Annotated in this window: 17 protein-coding genes and 1 pseudogene; 2 read left to right on the top strand and 16 right to left on the bottom strand. The window is 65.0% G+C overall.

What is annotated here, in order from left to right; translation table 11 throughout:
- From ACTHL0_RS11395 to ACTHL0_RS11415, 5 genes are all read right to left on the bottom strand, one after another.
- Positions 1 to 914 (bottom strand): Crp/Fnr family transcriptional regulator (locus ACTHL0_RS11395; protein WP_440566844.1); only part of this gene is annotated, 914 nt, incomplete at its 3' end.
- Between the two features lie 234 nt (positions 915 to 1,148).
- On the bottom strand, positions 1,149 to 1,673 hold the full coding sequence (locus ACTHL0_RS11400; RefSeq protein ID WP_440566845.1) for a DUF6496 domain-containing protein: 525 nt from the start codon (positions 1,671 to 1,673) through the stop codon (positions 1,149 to 1,151).
- Positions 1,674 to 1,841: 168 nt separating this feature from the next.
- A complete protein-coding gene (locus ACTHL0_RS11405; protein ID WP_440566846.1) occupies positions 1,842 to 2,249 on the bottom strand; it encodes a 2-oxoglutarate dehydrogenase in 408 nt (135 codons plus the stop codon).
- A 61-nt stretch (positions 2,250 to 2,310) separates the two neighbouring features.
- On the bottom strand, positions 2,311 to 4,167 hold the full coding sequence (locus ACTHL0_RS11410) for a S10 family serine carboxypeptidase-like protein (protein ID WP_440566847.1): 1,857 nt from the start codon (positions 4,165 to 4,167) through the stop codon (positions 2,311 to 2,313).
- A 430-nt stretch (positions 4,168 to 4,597) separates the two neighbouring features.
- Positions 4,598 to 4,954, bottom strand: coding sequence for a thioredoxin family protein (locus tag ACTHL0_RS11415; protein WP_440566848.1), 357 nt, complete (start codon positions 4,952 to 4,954; stop codon positions 4,598 to 4,600).
- Positions 4,955 to 5,171: 217 nt separating this feature from the next.
- Between ACTHL0_RS11415 and ACTHL0_RS11420 the strand changes: the two are divergent.
- Both ACTHL0_RS11420 and ACTHL0_RS11425 read left to right on the top strand, forming a co-directional pair.
- Positions 5,172 to 5,252 (top strand): annotated as a pseudogene (locus ACTHL0_RS11420) (glucose 1-dehydrogenase); the annotation flags it as partial.
- Between the two features lie 44 nt (positions 5,253 to 5,296).
- Positions 5,297 to 5,455, top strand: coding sequence for a hypothetical protein (locus ACTHL0_RS11425; RefSeq protein ID WP_440566850.1), 159 nt, complete (start codon positions 5,297 to 5,299; stop codon positions 5,453 to 5,455).
- A gap of 35 nt (positions 5,456 to 5,490) precedes the next feature.
- Here ACTHL0_RS11425 and ACTHL0_RS11430 read toward each other — a convergent pair whose 3' ends face one another.
- From ACTHL0_RS11430 to ACTHL0_RS11480, 11 genes are all read right to left on the bottom strand, one after another.
- Positions 5,491 to 5,946, bottom strand: a complete 456-nt coding sequence (locus ACTHL0_RS11430) for a ParB N-terminal domain-containing protein (protein WP_440566851.1) — start codon at positions 5,944 to 5,946, stop codon at positions 5,491 to 5,493.
- Positions 5,947 to 5,978: 32 nt separating this feature from the next.
- Entirely contained in the window at positions 5,979 to 6,971 is a 993-nt protein-coding gene (locus ACTHL0_RS11435; RefSeq protein ID WP_440566852.1) for an ABC transporter substrate-binding protein, read from the bottom strand.
- On the bottom strand, positions 6,958 to 7,881 hold the full coding sequence (locus ACTHL0_RS11440; RefSeq protein ID WP_440566853.1) for an ABC transporter ATP-binding protein: 924 nt from the start codon (positions 7,879 to 7,881) through the stop codon (positions 6,958 to 6,960). The genes ACTHL0_RS11435 and ACTHL0_RS11440 overlap by 14 nt, the downstream gene beginning before the upstream one ends.
- Positions 7,878 to 8,930 carry a FecCD family ABC transporter permease gene (locus ACTHL0_RS11445; RefSeq protein ID WP_440566854.1) on the bottom strand — a complete coding sequence of 351 codons (1,053 nt, stop codon included), beginning with the start codon at positions 8,928 to 8,930 and terminating at the stop codon, positions 7,878 to 7,880. The genes ACTHL0_RS11440 and ACTHL0_RS11445 overlap by 4 nt, the downstream gene beginning before the upstream one ends.
- Before the next feature lie 62 nt (positions 8,931 to 8,992).
- On the bottom strand, positions 8,993 to 10,024 hold the full coding sequence (locus tag ACTHL0_RS11450) for a FecCD family ABC transporter permease (protein ID WP_440566855.1): 1,032 nt from the start codon (positions 10,022 to 10,024) through the stop codon (positions 8,993 to 8,995).
- Positions 10,021 to 11,397, bottom strand: coding sequence for an MATE family efflux transporter (locus ACTHL0_RS11455; RefSeq protein WP_440566856.1), 1,377 nt, complete (start codon positions 11,395 to 11,397; stop codon positions 10,021 to 10,023). The genes ACTHL0_RS11450 and ACTHL0_RS11455 overlap by 4 nt, the downstream gene beginning before the upstream one ends.
- Positions 11,394 to 12,431, bottom strand: coding sequence for a cysteine synthase family protein (locus ACTHL0_RS11460; RefSeq protein WP_440566857.1), 1,038 nt, complete (start codon positions 12,429 to 12,431; stop codon positions 11,394 to 11,396). The genes ACTHL0_RS11455 and ACTHL0_RS11460 overlap by 4 nt, the downstream gene beginning before the upstream one ends.
- 2 nt (positions 12,432 to 12,433) lie before the next feature.
- Positions 12,434 to 13,807, bottom strand: coding sequence for an alanine racemase (locus ACTHL0_RS11465; RefSeq protein ID WP_440566858.1), 1,374 nt, complete (start codon positions 13,805 to 13,807; stop codon positions 12,434 to 12,436).
- Entirely contained in the window at positions 13,801 to 14,871 is a 1,071-nt protein-coding gene (locus ACTHL0_RS11470; RefSeq protein ID WP_440566859.1) for an ornithine cyclodeaminase family protein, read from the bottom strand. The genes ACTHL0_RS11465 and ACTHL0_RS11470 overlap by 7 nt, the downstream gene beginning before the upstream one ends.
- Before the next feature lie 7 nt (positions 14,872 to 14,878).
- Positions 14,879 to 15,949, bottom strand: coding sequence for a TauD/TfdA family dioxygenase (locus ACTHL0_RS11475; protein ID WP_440566860.1), 1,071 nt, complete (start codon positions 15,947 to 15,949; stop codon positions 14,879 to 14,881).
- A gap of 143 nt (positions 15,950 to 16,092) precedes the next feature.
- Positions 16,093 to 16,402 (bottom strand): TonB-dependent receptor domain-containing protein (locus ACTHL0_RS11480; protein WP_440566861.1); only part of this gene is annotated, 310 nt, incomplete at its 5' end.

The following is a 16,402-nucleotide window of genomic DNA, read 5'->3' on the forward strand; positions in this document are numbered from 1 at the left end:
TTCGCGAAGTAGCTGACGCCCTTCTCTTCCACGTAGTGCAGCACCTTCGTCTTGCGGAACGCGAACACGTCTTCGGCGATTTCGTCGTGCGACAGCTTGTTGAGCAGCATCTTGCGCTCGACGCCGACCAGCGCTTCCAGATCGGCCAGTTCGATCAGTTCGAGCTCGCTGTTGATGGCAATATCGAGATCCTGATCGGCCACTTGCTGAGCGCGGTCGGTAATGCGAGCCGGGTCGAACGTCACCACCTGGCGGTTCGATGCCGCGTCACCCCCGAAGCGGGAATTGCCGCTCAGGTGCTCGGCGCGTCCCGTGCCCAGCGAAACGAGGTTCAGCTTTTCCATGCGCCCGAGCATCGTCATCACGTGCGGCCGCGAATGCCCCGCGATCGCCCGGCATTTCTTGATGACTTCGGGCAGCGGCACCGCCACTTCGTCGGTCTGGCCCCGGCGCATGCGTCCGTCCATCGAATCGGCATTGTCCACATGCGCCATCAGCGCGAGAACGTGGGCATACGACACCACGCCCGGCAGAAAATCGGCATGCGTATAAGTGGCGAGCAGATCGTCCTTCTTGCGGCCCCGGCGAATCGTCGTGCGCACGATGTGGCGCAGCAGCGGCGAAGCGCGTTCGAGCTCTTCCTCCACCATGCTCGCGTGTATCACCGTGAGCTGGCAGAACGACAACGCTTTGGCCGTATGGGCCCGCGGTTCGGCTTGCAGCAGCACCGCTTCGCCGAAGAACTCGCCCTTGCCGACGGTGGCCAGCACGACCTTCTTGTCATCGCAGCGCGTCGAAAGTTCGACCTTGCCCTCGGTGATGACATAGAGGACCGGCTCCCCGGCGAATCCTTCCGAATAAATCACTTCGCCAGGCGCGGCCGTACGCGTCCAGGACGTTTTTTGCTGATTCAAGGTACTACCCCCGTAGCGATTTCTTGTGTGCTCTCGGCCGGCCTTACTGAACCGGCGAGACAGCAAGCCGCGTTCTTCGGCTCATGCATGCGTTAACGACCCCACCTTTCAGATTCTTTAGAATCCGGCACCAGCCTGCGCGAAGTTTTTGGATCAGGTAAACGCGCATCGACGCGCTCGCGCGTCTATGCAATCATCTGAGGGATGCTGCGGAACGAGTGAAGCAGCCCGCGCTCAATGGTGCGAATGAGCACGTGCGGCACGCGTGCGGGCGGCCTTTTTCGCGGCGGCCGAGCGGCCGGCAGCGCCTTTCGTTTGCGCGGCTTTTTTCGCAGCGGCGGAGCGGCTCGCGGCCGGCCGTTTAGCGGCAGCCGATTTTGCCTGCTTCGAGACAGCTGCGTGCGACGCGCCACGCCGGCTTTCCTTCTCGAGCACCGACGTCGTCGTGCGCGAACGCTTGGCCTTCGTTTCGGTACTCGCCGAATGCGTGTTCTTGCCCTGCCCCGCGGCCGCGTCCTTTTCCGCTTTCTTGCGTGTCGCCTCGCTCGTTTCGCCCTTCTTCGGCGGCTTCAGCGCGACACCCGCGCGACGTGCTTTCGACAAGCCGATCGCCACGGCCTGCTTGGCCGAACGCACGCCATGCTTGCCGCTGCGCACGTGGTCGATTTCCTCTTTGACAAATTCGCCTGCCTGGGTCGACGCCGCCTTGCCGGCGCGCTTGTCGGCTTGCGCACGTGCGATCGTTTTGCGTTCGGGCATGAGACACCTCCGATAGAACGATTGCGGGAACTCCCTATGCGGTGAGTTGCAACCGGCATGCCAACGATGCAGGGAACCCTCGTTCGAGCGCGCACATGTGAAACGGCCCGCGCGCGTCTGAACGCACGCGGGCCGCATGACCCCGCTCAAGGCGGCGTTTGTGCGCCGTTACTGCTGGCGCTGACGCTGTTGCAGGTACTGCTTGACGTCGCTCATCGTGACGCGCCCGCTATGCGCCGTATCGATCTCGTCGAAGTGCTTGGCGATATACCCGAGCCCGTTGGCTTGCGCCTGGGATTGGGTAATCGCCGCGCCGTTGCTGAGCACGGTGTTCGCGCCGAGGCGAGCGTCGAGCCGTTGCTGCGCCTGCGCTTGCAGCGTGCTGCCCGTCGTGGGCATCGCAGCCTGGGCGCGTTTGGCGGGAAAGTAGGGGCCGTCCACGCCGCTACCGCGGTGCGGAAGATGGACTGGCGCCACGGCTTGCAGCGCCGCCGCATGCGCCGCGCCGGCCAGCAAACCGAACGCGATCAAAGGAATCAAGGGAGTTAGCCGTCGCAGCATATCGATGGGTGACATGATCCGCTCACAAGTAAAAAGTAGCCGAAGTAACGAGCCATCGCCAGTGCCGAACATCGCACTATTGACGCGTGGTCTGCGCCGCCGCCAAAGTCGACGTGCCTGCCGGGCTTTCGTCATCCCACGGCGGAGGCAGCATCCACAAGCCCAGCGCATCGGGCGCCTGCCGGCCAGCATAGAAGTCACGCAAATCCGACTTCATCTTCGGACGCGCATGATCGTCGAGATAGATCATGTGGCCGCCCGGGTAGAACGTCACTTGCAAGTTCGGATTGAAGCCTTGCACCGTTTGCAGACGCGCGAGCTGCTTTTCCGTGTTGAAGAACGGCGTGGCCAGATCGTGATATCCGTTCAACGCCAGCACCTTCAACTGCGGGTTCAACTCGATCGCCGCCAACAAGTCGGGAATCGTATCGGGCAGCGGCTGGCCGTCATGCGAGAAATCCCAGACGTTGATGATGTTGTCGTTCAGCGGCATGTACGTCGCGTTCGGTGCCGTGTAGCCGAGGTACGTCGGCATCTGCGTCGCGAGCGCCGTCGTGAACGGCTGCGCAATCAAGATATCCGACGGATCGCCGTCCGATTGCAGGCGCGGGTCCGAATCGGGCAGCGACACGCGTCCGTCGTAGCGGCCGATCGTCGTGCCCGGCAGCATCGCCGTGTTGAACGGATTGACGTTGAAGTAGCCGCTCAACGCTTGCATCGACAGGCCCGAAGCCCACGTCCACGAAGCCAGCGTCGGCGAACCCGGGAACACCGGCGGCCCCAGGAAGTCCGGCACGCCCAATTGGCTGAGCACCCAGGACTGCGCGTACTGCTTGAACGCGGAATAGTGCGTCGAGGCAAACAATTCCGACTGGAATGCGAACAGCGCCGGGTCGACCTGCACACCGGGCATTGTCACTTGGTTGAAGTAAGAAGCGACCGCGGCGTAGCCCGGGTAGTAGCCGCTCAACGTATCCGTATCGAGCTTGAGCGCATCCATATCGATCGTATTGCCGCTCAGAATCGCGACGGCTTCGATCGCATCGGCGAAATAGTTCAGGATCGACGATTGCAGCATGATCCCCGTCAGGTGCACACCGGCCGATTCGAGCGACAGCGCGAGCATATCGGTACGCGGCGTCCCGTACGATTCGCCATACAGATACAGCGGCGCATTCGTTCGGTTGTTGGCGGAAATGTAGCGGCGGATGAAGTCGCGCATGATGCCCACATCCGCGTCGCTGCCCCAGTATTTCTGGTTCGTGTTTGGCGCGATCGCTTCTGACAGCCCGGTGCCCGGCGGATCGATGAAGACCATGTCGGTCGTATCGATCAAGCTCTGTGCGTTATTGACGAGCGGGAAGTTCGGCCAATTCGTCATCAACGGATCGGGCGTTGCCACGCGCGTGGGGGCGAACGAGCCGAGCCGCAGCCAGATCGACGAGGAGCCGGGACCGCCGTTGTAGAAGAAGGTCACGGGCCGCGGCTTGCCGTTCGTGCTCGGTGCCGTATAGGCGACGTACGACATCGTCGCCTCGGCATTGCCGCCGAGATCGGACGCCGTCAGGTGCCCTGTCGTCGTCGTGTAGTTGATCGTCTTCTTGCCCGACGTCCACGTGTGATGCATGATCGCAGCCTTTTCCGACACTTGCGTCGGATCCAGGCTATCGCCCGCGTTCGACGAATAAGCAACGGGGTCGGTATAGGGCTGATCGGTCGCGCAACCCTGCGCTTGTGCGTTCGCCCCCGGCGTTTGTGCCGCGGCCGCGATCTGCTGCGCATTCGCGCTCGCAGCCGAACCGACCGACGAGCCGCCGTCGCCACCGCCGCAACCAGCCAACGCAAGGGCCGCGACAGCCATCGCACTGAGCCAGAGCCCGCTGCGCGCCGGGCGCACGGGAATCAAGGTACCACTCCTATTTCGCTTCTTCATTTTTGTCCTTGGTAGTTGAGTTGCCGTTTCTCGATGACCGTGCCGCGCGTTGCGAACCGTTTTGCGGCGCGCACTGCCCGACGCCGGTCGACACTCAGCCCTCTTCTCGATCACGACCAAGAGCCTGCTATCGAACCGCACGAAATAATTACCGAACAATACGGAACGTCTTTGGAGCTTTTTACTTCAGGATTTCGGAGGGTATTGCAGATGCAGATACGCCGAAGACATCGGCGCTAAGAAACTAGGCTCGAATAAATCGCTTGTCAAGGCAAGTGGATAATAGGCCTTCACGGCCACACTGGGAATGGAATGCCTGGTCAGCCTACGAATAGAGCGGGGAACTTAATTTATATTTATCTATTACGCGCTCAATCCCGACTTCACCGAATCAGTAAGGCAAACGTTAATTTAAAACATAAAGATCGTTCTACCTGTTTATCGACGGGGATCCGCCCGGGGCCGCGGCAAGCGCCGTCACGCCTTCGTCGACGGCACGCGCATCGATCGGCCGCACCACGCGCGCGACCTCGACGCCGTCACGCAGGAAAATCAGCGTCGGCCACAGCTTGACCCTGAACGAGCGCCCGAGCGGCCGCCCGGGTCCGTCCTCGATCTTCATATGCCGCAATTGCGGGGCTTGCGCCAGCGACGCCGCGATATGGCGCTGCGCACCTTGGCAATAACCGCACCAATCGGTGCCGAACTCGAGGACTGTTGCGCCCGCGAACGCATCCACCTCGGCGCGCGTCGGCGCCGTCTTCGCATATCCGTTGTCTTCCGTCATGACTGCCCTTCCACGATGAGCGCGATGCAATGTGTCAGCCCGTTTGGTTTTGCACGGATGGCGCAGGCCGATGCAATCGTTGCAGCAGACATTGTGCCCCGGTCGCCGGTACGGCGCTTGCGCGCCTGTGTCGCGGGATGCGAACCGCTTCATTCAGCATGGGAGCTCCCGATGAAACTGAAAGACAAACGCGCGCTCGTCACGGGCGCCGACTCCGGCATCGGACGAGGGCGACTATGTCACCGGTCAAACCTGGACCATCGACGGCGGCCTCAGCATGCAGTGGGACGGCGCTTGACGGTCGAAACCCGAGCCAGATCAGAGCGAACCGAGGAGTACGTTATGTTCATTCCCCTTCATGCCAGCGATCCCACCGAACCGCCCATCCCCGATCAGCCGACGATCCCCGATGCCCCGAGCCCCGGCACGCCCGACGACGTGCCCGACATCGGCACGCCGGAGCCGGAGCCCGACCAATTGCCCGGGCGGACCGGCGACTGATGCGATCCTGTGCGTCTGGCTGAGCGGCAGGGCCACTATCCGCGCACAGCGGATCGGCCCGAACCGCACCGCCAGTCGACGCCCGATGTCGACGTGAGTACGGCAAGCTCAATGTTGCAAGGCGGCAGTGGGCTTGGAAAAATGTGTCGCGTCGTCTTTGGCGGGTACAGCATACGAGCGAGCGAACGCGCAACGATCTGCGTCGCATCGACCTGGAATTCCGGGCGCCGTGTCTGAACGCCAACCTGTCCGTAATCGAGCAGGACGCACGGGACCCGCGGCAACGACAAACGCTTCGCAGCCGCCAGCCGATGATGGCCGTCCATCACCGCAAGGCTCGCGCGCTCCAGCACAATCGGCGCCGTCCAGCGGCCGGCGCGCTCGATGCTGTTCAGCACGTCCAGCAAGCGCGCCTCATCATGCTCTTCGTTCGGCAAGATCCGCTCCGTGGCGATCAGTTCGACGGCCCAGGGGCCGAGCTGCGTATGCATGGCGTAGTCCTATGAAATCGATCGTTGAAATATCAAGCCGCGCGCGCCAAATATGACGACGCGATGGCGCGCAGATCGGGCGTGGCGAATTGGCCGGGATGCAAATGCGCGGCGGCCTCCGCCAACACCGCATGACGTGCGATCGGACCGAACGATTCGATCCAGTGATCGCCGACGCGCACGATCCGGACGCGTCGCACGTTGATCAGGTATTGCCATACCGGATTCGCATCGAAGGCGGGTGCGCCGCCGTCGTCGTAGACGAAGACGATCTCGGGCTTGGCGATCAGCAGTGTCTCGAGACTCATTTGAAACGCGGTGTTGTCCCGTCGCGCCGGCAGCGGATTGCGGCCGGCGACGTTCACGCCGCCTAGCGCGCCCAGCAGCGAGCAGGTCATGTTCTCGTCATAGAAGGCCCACGGTGCGGCGCCCGTGCCCCAGACGAACAGATAACGCGGTGCGCGCATGCGCGACACCGAACGCGCGCGGAATCCCGCGAGCACATCGACAAAGCGCCGATTCAGTGCCACGGCGGCGCCGGGCCGGCCCAGTGCCGCGCCGACTCGCTCGATGCCGCGGTCGCTATCCTCCCGCACCTCGAGATCGAGCGCGAGATAAGGTGCGATCTGCTGAAGCCGCGCCGCATTCGCTTCCGTGTAGCGCCGCATCGCCACGATCAGATCGGGATGCGCGCTCGCCAGCAGCTCGAGACTCGGGCTTGCACGTTGGCCAAGATCGAGTACTCGTTCCATCCGGTCGAGCAGATAGGCGGGCTGGCGCCCGCGCACGAGGAATGTCGATGCCACCGGCTGCACGCCGAGCGCGAGCGCCGTATCCGCGCCGAAATACGAAACCGTCGCCAGCCGGCACGGCACGGCATCGAAGCGCAGTGTCGCGCCGCGATCGTCGACTACGCGATACGGCGCACCCTGCGTTTGCGTTGCCGCGCGAGCACGCGATGACAGCAGGCTCGCGATCGATGCGGGCAACGCAAAGCTGAGCGCACGGCGCTTACGATCGATCATTGGACGCCCCCGCAAAAAGCGGCGCGACATGGCGGCCGCATTGCTGCGTGTTCGACGGCGCATTTGTCGGCGCATTCGTCGGCGTGTTTGTCGGCGTGTTTGTCGGCGTGTTTCCAGGCTCGTTTGCCGGTAGCGTCGTGCCCAGCGGATGACACACCGGCACGCCATCGCTGGCGCCGTACAGGCGCTCGCTGTGCACCTGGAAGACATCCGCGACGAACGCCGGCGTCAATACCTCCACCGGTGCACCGTCGGCGACAAGCCGGCCTTCCCTCATCACGACCGCTCGATCGGCAAAGCGCATCGCCTGGTTCATGTCATGCAACGACATCACGAGCGTCAACCCGAGTTCGCGGTTTAAATGCCGCAGCGTCTGCATGACATCGAGCTGATGCCCGAGATCCAGATAGGTAGTCGGCTCGTCCAGCAGGACGATGTCCGCCCGCTGCGCGAGCGCCATCGCGATCCACGCACGCTGCCGTTCGCCGCCCGACAGCGCGAGCAGCGAACGGTCACACATCGCGGCGAGACCCGTCGCGTCCAGTGCCCAATCCACCGCTTCGCGATCGTCGCCGGTCTCGCCGCTCAGCCACTTGCGGTGCGCGAACCGCCCATGACGAACGAGTTCCCGTACCGTCAGGCCGGCGGGCACGTCCTGGGCCTGTGACAGAAAGGCGACACGCCGCGCCAGCTTGCGGCGCGGCCAGTGATGGAGCGGCACGCTGTCGAGCAGCACGCGCCCCTCGCGCGGCGCGAGCAACCCGGCTAGCGCGCGCAGCAGCGTGCTCTTGCCCGAACCGTTCGGGCCGAGCAGCACGGTCGTCCGGCCAGGCTCGATCGACAGCGACAGGTTGTCGACGATACGGCGCGCGCCGTAGCCGAGCGAAAGATCATCGGCAATCAGTGTCATCGGGAGGATCGGGAAAGCAGATAAAGAAAGAGCGGCGCGCCGACGAGCGCAGTGACCGCGCCAACCGGAATCTCCGCGGGCGCGACGAGGACGCGCCCCGCCAGATCCGCGAGCGCGGCGATCAATGCGCCGCACAGCAACGCACAGGGCGCTTGCCGCACAAGTGTCCCGCCTACGGCGAGCCGTGCGAGGTGCGGCGCGACCAAACCGACGAATCCAATGGGGCCGGCGATCGCCACGGCGCAGGCGGCCGCCGCGCCCGCATAGGCAATCGCGACGAGGCGCCAGCGTTCCACATCGAGTCCGACGCTTGCGGCGGCATCGTCGCCGAGCGAGAGCACCTGCGCGACGCGCAGGATCGGCGGCAGCAGTACGATCGTCGCCAGGGCCCATGGCGCGAGCAGCGCGACATCGCGCCAACCACGCGCATACAGATTGCCGCTCATCCACGTCAGCAGAACTTCGATCCGGCTCGAACCCCAGCCCGCGAGAATCGTCATCGCGACGGCATAGAGCGCGGCGCTGACCGCCACGCCCATCAACATCAAGCGTAGCGGCGTGGTTCCGTTGCGCCATGCAAGCGCGTACACACCGAAGGCCGCCCCCACGCCGCCGATCTGAGCAACGAGCGGCGTCCAGGTCGGGTCGTACGCATCGAGCCGGCTGCTGTCGATCGAGCCCGCAAAATTGGCGATCAGCAAGAGCACCATCACGCCGAGCGTCGCGCCCGACGATACGCCGATCACAACCGGCTCCGCGAGCGGATTACGCAGGACCGCCTGCAGGACAAGCCCGCTCGCAGCGAGTTGCGCACCAATCATCAGCGCCAGCAGAACGCGAGGCATCCGCAGGTCCCACAAGACGAACGCGGCATCGTGCGCGACGCCCCGATCGGCCAGCGCCCGCATCATGGTCGTCAAGGGGAACTCAGCCGCGCCGAAACGTACCGCCATCAGGATGGCCATGGCCAGCGCAAGCGCGCCCCCCGCCACGGGCACCACCCGACGTGCCGTCGCCGCGTACGACGATCGCTTCGATCCGTTCGTCATGCCGAAGCCCCTTCTTCGCTACGGATTAAGCCGATCAGCAACGGCGTCGCGACCAGCGCGGTCTAGAAGCCGACCGGCAATTCGCGCGGCGCGGCCACCGTGCGTGCGACCAGATCGGCAGCCGCCACCAGCAGCGCGCCGAGAAGCGCCGTGACGGGCAGCGTTCGCCGGTACCCGCCGCCGAGCACGAGGCGCGCGACGTGCGGCACGCACAGCCCGACGAAGCCGACCGGCCCCGCGATCGCGACCACCGATGCCGACAGCGCGACAGCGACGCCCCCAAATGCCAGGCGCCAGCGCAGCAAATCGAGGCCGATACTTGGCGCGGCTTCGTCGCCCAGCGCGAGCGGGTCGAGTACGCGCGCGCCGGCCAACGCCGCGAGCAATCCAAGCACGATCCATGGCGCCAGCATGCCGACCTGCTGCCACCCGACGGCCGCGAGACTGCCCGCGAGCCAAAAGAACAATGGGCCGGCTTGCGGCCCCGCCGCAATCATCAACGAGACGACACCCGCACCGCCGAGCGCGGCGATCGTCGTTCCCGCCAGCAACAGGCGCACTGGCGACAGGCGTGCTCGCCACGCCAGCGCGAAGGCGAGCAAGGCCGCCACGCCGCCGCCCGAGAGCGCCACGAACGGCAGCGCGCCGGCCGGCATCGCAGGCGCCAGCACTGTCGCCGCCACGACGGCGAGCGCCGCGCCGTTGACGACGCCGGTCAGCGTCGGATCCGCCAGCGGGTTGCGCGTGATGGCTTGCATCAGCGCGCCGGCCACCGCGAGGCCGGCGCCCGCCAGCCATGCCGCGACGAGCCGCGGCAGCCGCAATTCGCGGACGATGAGTGCAGCGGCCGTGTCCCCGCCATCGCGAAGCGCAGCGAGGGCCTCGGCCGGCGTGAGTCGCAATTCGCCGGCACATAGACTCGCGAGCGCGACCGTGCCGAGTGTGGCGATGAGCGCAAGCGCAAGAACGACCATGCCGGCGCGTCCTCGACCGCGCTTCTTCAATTCGAACGGCCGCACGGGCATGCGCGCGGGCGACCCCGATCGCATGGCCGCACCGAGCCCCCTGCTCTGCGGCAGCTGACGTTCCTTCATAATGGCTCCGCCGTACGCCGCTGTGCCAGCACGTTCAAACGGCATTCGAACTGGCGCAGCAGCATCGCCGCCGTCGCGGCCAGCCCGATCGCGAGCCCGATCCAGATGCCGTAGATCCCGTACCCGAGCCACACGCCCACCGACCAGGCAACCGGCAGGCCGATCATCCAGTAGCCGACGATCGAAATGCGGAACGAGCTCTTGACGTCTCCCAGCCCGCGCAAAATCCCGACACCGATGTTCTGACTACAGTCGAACAGCTGCAACAGCGCGGCGATCGTCAGCAGGCCCGTGGCGAGCCGCAGCACATCGGCGTTCGAGGCCACACCGCGATCGAGGAACAATGAAAGCACGCGCATCGGGGCGACGAGATACGGCAGCGCGACGATCAGCATTGCACCGACGCCGAGCGCGAGCCCCGTATAGCCGAGCCGCCTCGCACCGCGATAGTCGTGCCGCGAGCAAGCGTGGCTGATGCTGATCGAAGACGCATGCGACAAGCCGACCGAGATCATGAACACGATATAGATGACCTGGTTGACGATCGTCTGCGCGGCCAGCGCGTGGGTGCCGAGCGTGCCGATCACCAGCGTGAGCACGGTGAAGAACGCCGCCTCGGAGCCGTATGTCGCCGCGATTGGCAGCCCCATCTTCCACGTCCGCGCCAGAGCCTGTGCATCCGCCCGCCAGACGGCACGCGACAGGTGTTCGGCCAGTTCCGGCCGACTTTTGGTGACGCTGAGCATGGCGATGAACGAGAGCAGGTACACACCGCTCGTCGCATAGGCGATCCCGGTCAAACCGAGCGCGGGAAAGCCGAAGCGCCCGAACATCAACGCATAGTCGAGCACCGCGTTCGCAACGACCGACGCGACCGTGATCGCGAGCAGCGGACCGGGTTTGCGCAAGCCAACCGAATATTGCCGAAGGGATTGAAACCAGAGGCACGGCAAGATGCCCGGCGCGGCAGCCGCAAGATAAAGGGCAGCTTGCCGCGCAACGGCTGGGTCCTGACCCAGCCAGATCAACGGCTTTTCGACAAACAGCATCAACAACGCGAACGCGAGCGCAGCCAGCGTCGACAGCGCGAAACCCGCGCGCACGAGACGCATGATCTGCGCCCGGTCGTGCTGTCCGTTCGCGAACGCGACGAGATTGCCGGTGCCCGTCACGAGCCCCGTCCCCATCGTCCGCAACTGGTTGAAGATCGTCAACGCAAGCCCGCCCGCCGCCACTTCACGAGGACCGAGCATGCCCATCATGACGATGTCGGTGGTCGTCAACGCCACCTGGGCGAGCTGCGTCAGGATGAGTGGTGCGGCAAGCACGCCGATGCGGCGGGCGTCGAGCCAGAACAGTCGGTGCAACTTCATGCGGCGCCGCCGAAGATGGGATCGAGTTCGCGGAAGATGGAATCGTCGAGGAGATCGCGTGCACGCATCCAGTCGTCGTCGAAAACGGAGTCGAGGTATTTCTCCCCGCCGTCGCAAACCAGCACGACGAGCGTCGCGTCGGGCGGCAAGGTGTCGAACATCTTCAGCGCGTGCCAGATCACACCGCCCGCCGACCCGCCTACCAGCAGCGATTTCCTACGAGCGACGTAGCGTGCGGTATTGAACGCGGCGGCGTCCGTGACTTTGACGCCCTCGTCGAGCAACGCGTAATCGACCAGTGCGCCAATTTCCGCACCGGGCGGCGTACCAGTGCCCGATTGATAGTACGACCCGCCTTCGCCGCCGAACGCAATCGAGCCGACAGGTTCGACGCCGATCACACGCGGCGCCGGCCCCGTCGCGCGCAGTTCGCGCGCGGTCCCGAACAGCGAGCCCCCTGTGCCGACGGAGCCCACCAGGTAGTCGATCCCGTCGCCGAGGGCATCGCGCAGTTCGCGCGCAAGCGTCCGATAACCGTTACCGTTCGCCGGGTTGTTGTGTTGCTCGGTCCAGATGCTGTCGGGATCGTCCGCCGCCATTCGCTCGGCAAGCGCCTCGCGGTCCGCTGTCGCTAAGGCGTCCCCCTCGCTCACGTAGACGAGTTCGGCGCCGAACGCCTGCATGGCGCGCAGCTTGTCCTTCGACGCATGACGATCGACGACGGCCGTGAACCGGTAGCCGCGCTCGGCGGCCAGCAGCGCGAGCCCCATGCCGGTGTTGCCGGAGGTCGACTCGATCACCCGCCCCGCGGGCCGCAGGCTACCGTCCTGCTCAGCTTCGTCGAGCATTTGCCGCGCCATCCGGATCTTCGCGCTGCCCGTCGGATTCGTCGATTCGAGTTTGAGCAGGATGCGCGCGCCGTTTGCTTTGCGGATCAGTTCGAACAACGGCGTGCGACCGATGAGGTCCGATACTTTCGAGACGATCGCCGGCACGGTAATCGTCGGGTGTTCACTCAGTAAGCGCATATTCATCGTCAAACTCCGGAAAGCGTGGAAAGGCGATCGACGCACCAACGCGGACGCGGGCCGTCGAGGGTCACGACAAGCTTCGGGGGCAGCGGCAATTCATGAAACGGCGATTCGTTCGAATCCATTTGATATCCCGCCGTATTGGGGTACAGCAGCAAGTCGCCCGGCGCGGGACGTTGCGGGAAGGCGATCTTGCGCCAGGTGACCATGTCCGAATCGAGGCAGCTCGCGCCGCCCACGCAGGCGCGGTACGGCACCCGCTCGCGAGGCGGCTCATGGGGCGCCGTCAGCAATTCCGGATCGGGCAGGAATTCGCTCGCGAACCATTGCTCCGAGAGACTGAAACTCGTGCCGTTCACGGTCGTGATGCCGTAGTCGCCGCGATCCTTCACGCCCTGCACAGCGAACAACGTGAATCCCGCCTGATCCAGCAGCGCGCGCCCCGGCTCCAGCATGAGTTGCAGCCCATGCTCGGACAGCAACGCGGCAAGCGGCCTGGCTTCGCCCTCAGGCACCGCCGTCAATACGGCATCCAGCATGTGCGCGCCATCGCCCGCCGCGTGATACGGGTAGAACCCGTCGAATGTCTTGTTCGCGTGGTAGTCCGCCGGGCGATGTGCCGTCAGAAAATCGGCCCAGTCGCTCGCGCTCGCATACGACATCGCGAACCCGCCGCCGATGTTGACGGTTTGTGGCGTCAAATCACGAGCGCGTGCCGATACGCAGGCGCGCACCGCGATCGCCGCCTGATCGCTTCGCGCCTGGGCGCTGTAGCCGGACAGGTGAAACGAGAAGCCTTCGAGGACCATCGCCGATCGATGCTCGGCACACAGCGCCACCGCCGCGTCCAGCGACGCCTCGTCCAGGCCGAATCGGGTGGCGCGCGGCGAGGCCGGTTGCATGCGCAACAGAATGCGTGCAACACGTCCGCAGTGCCGCGCAATGCCGGCGAGACGCACCAGTTCGTCGAGACTGTCGATGGCGATCAATGCGCTGTGACGCACGGCGAGGCGCAGCAAAGGGTTCGCTTTCGCGGGACCCGAAACGCCGAGGTCGTCACCGCGCACGCCAGCGGCCAATGCGTCCGCGAACTCGCCGACACTCGCGACATCGACGCCGAGCCCCAGATCGGCGGCCGCGCGCACGAAGCAGCGGGCCTTGTTCGCCTTCTTCGCGTAATACACCCGGCCCATGACGCGATGTTCGGCGAGCGTGCGTTCGAACGCCGCGGCATTGCGCGCGAAACGCTCCGGAAACAGCAGATGGATCGGCGCATCGAAGCCGTTCGCGAGTTCATGGAGCATCGCAGGATGCCGATCGACAAAATCGCGTATCGCCGGATCCCATGAAGCCGGAAGCCGTGGGGCATCCTTCACCATAGCGCCACCTCCTCGCCAAGCCCCTGCGCACGCGCCGCATCCGCCAGCACCCGGCCGAGCGCGATGTCCGTCACGACCATGCCGCTGTTGAATGCGAATACGATCTCGTCATCCGAACGACGCGCGGGCTTTCTGCCGAGCAGGATGTCCGGCAGCTCGGCATCGACGGGGGGAAGGTGTCCCTGCTCGTCGACGAGATCGCGTCCCGTCACCTGCATCTGTGCCTGACTGGTCGCAATCCGGTAATCGGCACGATGCAGCGCATCGGCGTGAATGCCGTAGCCGACCAGCACCGCCAACGCGCCGCGCTTGAGCGCCGCGTGCCGCACGGCCTCGGGCGCACCCGCGCCCGCCACGCCGAGCACGATGTCCGCCTGTCTCGCAGACGCATCGAGATCCGCCGAGACCTCGATGTCGCGCGCCGGATAAAAGCGTTTCAGCGTCTGGCGGACCGCCTCGATGCCATCGCCGTAGTGGCCATGAACGATCAACCGCTCGACGTCAGGAAGTGCGCACAGGAGCAACGGCAGCGCCATCCGGCCTTGGGTCCCGGTGCCGACAACGAGCGCCGAGCGCGCGCGTGGCGCACAAGCGCGCGCAATCAACGCCGAGACGGCCGGCGTGCGCAGCGAGCCCACGAGGCTGCCATCCATCAAGGCCACGGGCAGGCCCGTTTCGTCATCGAATAGAAGCAGCGTCGTGTAGTACTTCTGGCGTTCGCGGCTATGCTCGGGATCGTGCTTGTACGATGTCTTGAAACCGATCGTGCGGCGCCCGCCATCGCGGCCCAGCATCGAATAGGCGACCGAGTGTTTGTCGGGAGGCTGCGTCATCAGCTTGCGCGGATTGTCGGATTCGCCGCTGCCAAGGCCAAGATACGCACGCTCGACGGCGGCGAGCACCATCGCCGGGTCGTAGTGAAGTTGGTCGATCACGCGCTTGGAAAGCACAGGCAAGCGCGAAGGCTGCGTCAAGCGCCGCGCGCGGGCATCGGTGTCAGTGCCGGTGTCCGTGTTGGCCCCGGTCCCGATCGCCGTATCGATTTCGACAGTTATCGTATTCATTGGCGCCTCACAAAATTTCGCGCGTGGCCGGCGCCTGCCGGAACGGCAGCGTCTCGCGCAGGTTGACGTGAACGTTGACGCGCCGTAGCCAGCGCTGGCGCGGCCCGTAGTTCGGCCGATAGACGGTGCGACCATGAACCGCGCGCTTGTTGTCGATCCAGACCATGTCGCCGGGCTGCATGACGACTTTCGTTTGGTGCGCGTAGCACGCATCGATCAGCCAGCGCAACGCGCGCTGCGCCGCCTCGTCGCCGGGCAATGCCGCCATGAACGCCTCGTCCACGCGCAGCCACGGGTGTGCGCGCAACCCGGACAACGCGGGAACCGGCTCCGGGTTTTCGTGCATGCGGCGGATGCGCTCGAATACGTGATCGTCGAGCCGCCATTGATCGCTGACGTTCTGCTCGGGCAGATGCGATTTGTCCGGAACGATCGTGAAACGCGGCGCACTGAGCACACGCCACATCTCGTTCGGGATTTCGATCTCGTCGATCCCGCAGAAAATCGTCTGCGCGCACTCGTCGTTGCGATAGCACAGGATTGAGAGGAAATCGGCGCGATGCTCGTGAAACGCCTCCTCGTTGTGCCAAACCAGCGTCACGCTGCTGCCCCCGCCGAGTTGCTCCGCGTGGTCTTTTCTGATCGGCACGATATGGCGCAAAAAGCGGCCGTTCTCCTGTGTACGCCAGCCGAACATATCGCCGAGCAACGACGTCATCACGCACTGCATCGCCTCTTCCAGCAGCGACGCCGGATTGCGCCAGGGGGCATCCCAGTGCGCGGGCGACGGCCCGATGCGGGTGTCGTCTACCGGCATCCCGCGCAACAGCAGCACGCTGCACGGCAGCTCGAGTTGACGATAGCGATGCGCGAGCGCACGCAGCGAACGCGGCAGATCTTGTGAAGCCAACATGCAGTCATGCGCGAACAGTGCGCTTTCGACGCTGTCGTGATGCGCAATCAGTTCTTGCGCGACTTCCGCGATCCCGGCCACTTCGTCGTCGCGCAACTCGTAGATCCCCAGCGACTTCGACGCCAGCCGCAACCCGGATGGATCGATCCCTTCAGACAGATTCATGCGTTTTCCCTCGTAAGAAAACGGGCGATGCCACACCGGCGGTGCGGTGCATGCCCTGCGATTGAGCTGCTTTCGTGGGGATCGGGCCGGCATGGTCTATGTCATGTCCGGCGCCTGTCGTGACCGGGCTTCTCGGGCCCGTCTTACATGTCGACCTGCGCGGAAACGAAGAACGTGCGCGGCTGGCCGGGCCATACGGCGTTGTAGTTCGCCGCGGCCCAGTAACGCTTGTCCATCAAGTTCTGTACGCCGGCACGAAAGATCGTCGTATGACCGCCGATGCGCGTTTGGTAGCGCGCACCGGCATCGACGCGGACATAGCCCGGCAGCGACACCGAGTTCGAGGCATCGAGTGGCCGCGCACCGACGTAGTAGACGCCCGCGTTGACGTTGAGCCCGCGCACAGCCGCAATGCGGTAATCGAGGAATGCGCTTGCCTGAAACGTGGGCACA

Source organism: Trinickia sp. (genome assembly GCF_051961175.1).
Lineage (GTDB): Bacteria > Pseudomonadota > Gammaproteobacteria > Burkholderiales > Burkholderiaceae > Trinickia.

Coding starts and splice junctions, on each gene's coding strand:
- ACTHL0_RS11430 (WP_440566851.1), bottom strand. CDS start 5,946: ATGCATACGCAGCTCGGCCCCTGGGCCGTCGAACTGATCGCCACGGAG.
- ACTHL0_RS11405 (WP_440566846.1), bottom strand. CDS start 2,249: ATGTCACCCATCGATATGCTGCGACGGCTAACTCCCTTGATTCCTTTG.
- ACTHL0_RS11415 (WP_440566848.1), bottom strand. CDS start 4,954: ATGACGGAAGACAACGGATATGCGAAGACGGCGCCGACGCGCGCCGAG.
- ACTHL0_RS11435 (WP_440566852.1), bottom strand. CDS start 6,971: ATGATCGATCGTAAGCGCCGTGCGCTCAGCTTTGCGTTGCCCGCATCG.
- ACTHL0_RS11425 (WP_440566850.1), top strand. CDS start 5,297: ATGTTCATTCCCCTTCATGCCAGCGATCCCACCGAACCGCCCATCCCC.
- ACTHL0_RS11455 (WP_440566856.1), bottom strand. CDS start 11,397: ATGAAGTTGCACCGACTGTTCTGGCTCGACGCCCGCCGCATCGGCGTG.
- ACTHL0_RS11450 (WP_440566855.1), bottom strand. CDS start 10,024: ATGAAGGAACGTCAGCTGCCGCAGAGCAGGGGGCTCGGTGCGGCCATG.
- ACTHL0_RS11465 (WP_440566858.1), bottom strand. CDS start 13,807: ATGGTGAAGGATGCCCCACGGCTTCCGGCTTCATGGGATCCGGCGATA.
- ACTHL0_RS11470 (WP_440566859.1), bottom strand. CDS start 14,871: ATGAATACGATAACTGTCGAAATCGATACGGCGATCGGGACCGGGGCC.
- ACTHL0_RS11475 (WP_440566860.1), bottom strand. CDS start 15,949: ATGAATCTGTCTGAAGGGATCGATCCATCCGGGTTGCGGCTGGCGTCG.
- ACTHL0_RS11400 (WP_440566845.1), bottom strand. CDS start 1,673: ATGCCCGAACGCAAAACGATCGCACGTGCGCAAGCCGACAAGCGCGCC.
- ACTHL0_RS11440 (WP_440566853.1), bottom strand. CDS start 7,881: ATGACACTGATTGCCGATGATCTTTCGCTCGGCTACGGCGCGCGCCGT.
- ACTHL0_RS11445 (WP_440566854.1), bottom strand. CDS start 8,930: ATGACGAACGGATCGAAGCGATCGTCGTACGCGGCGACGGCACGTCGG.
- ACTHL0_RS11410 (WP_440566847.1), bottom strand. CDS start 4,167: ATGAAGAAGCGAAATAGGAGTGGTACCTTGATTCCCGTGCGCCCGGCG.
- ACTHL0_RS11460 (WP_440566857.1), bottom strand. CDS start 12,431: ATGAATATGCGCTTACTGAGTGAACACCCGACGATTACCGTGCCGGCG.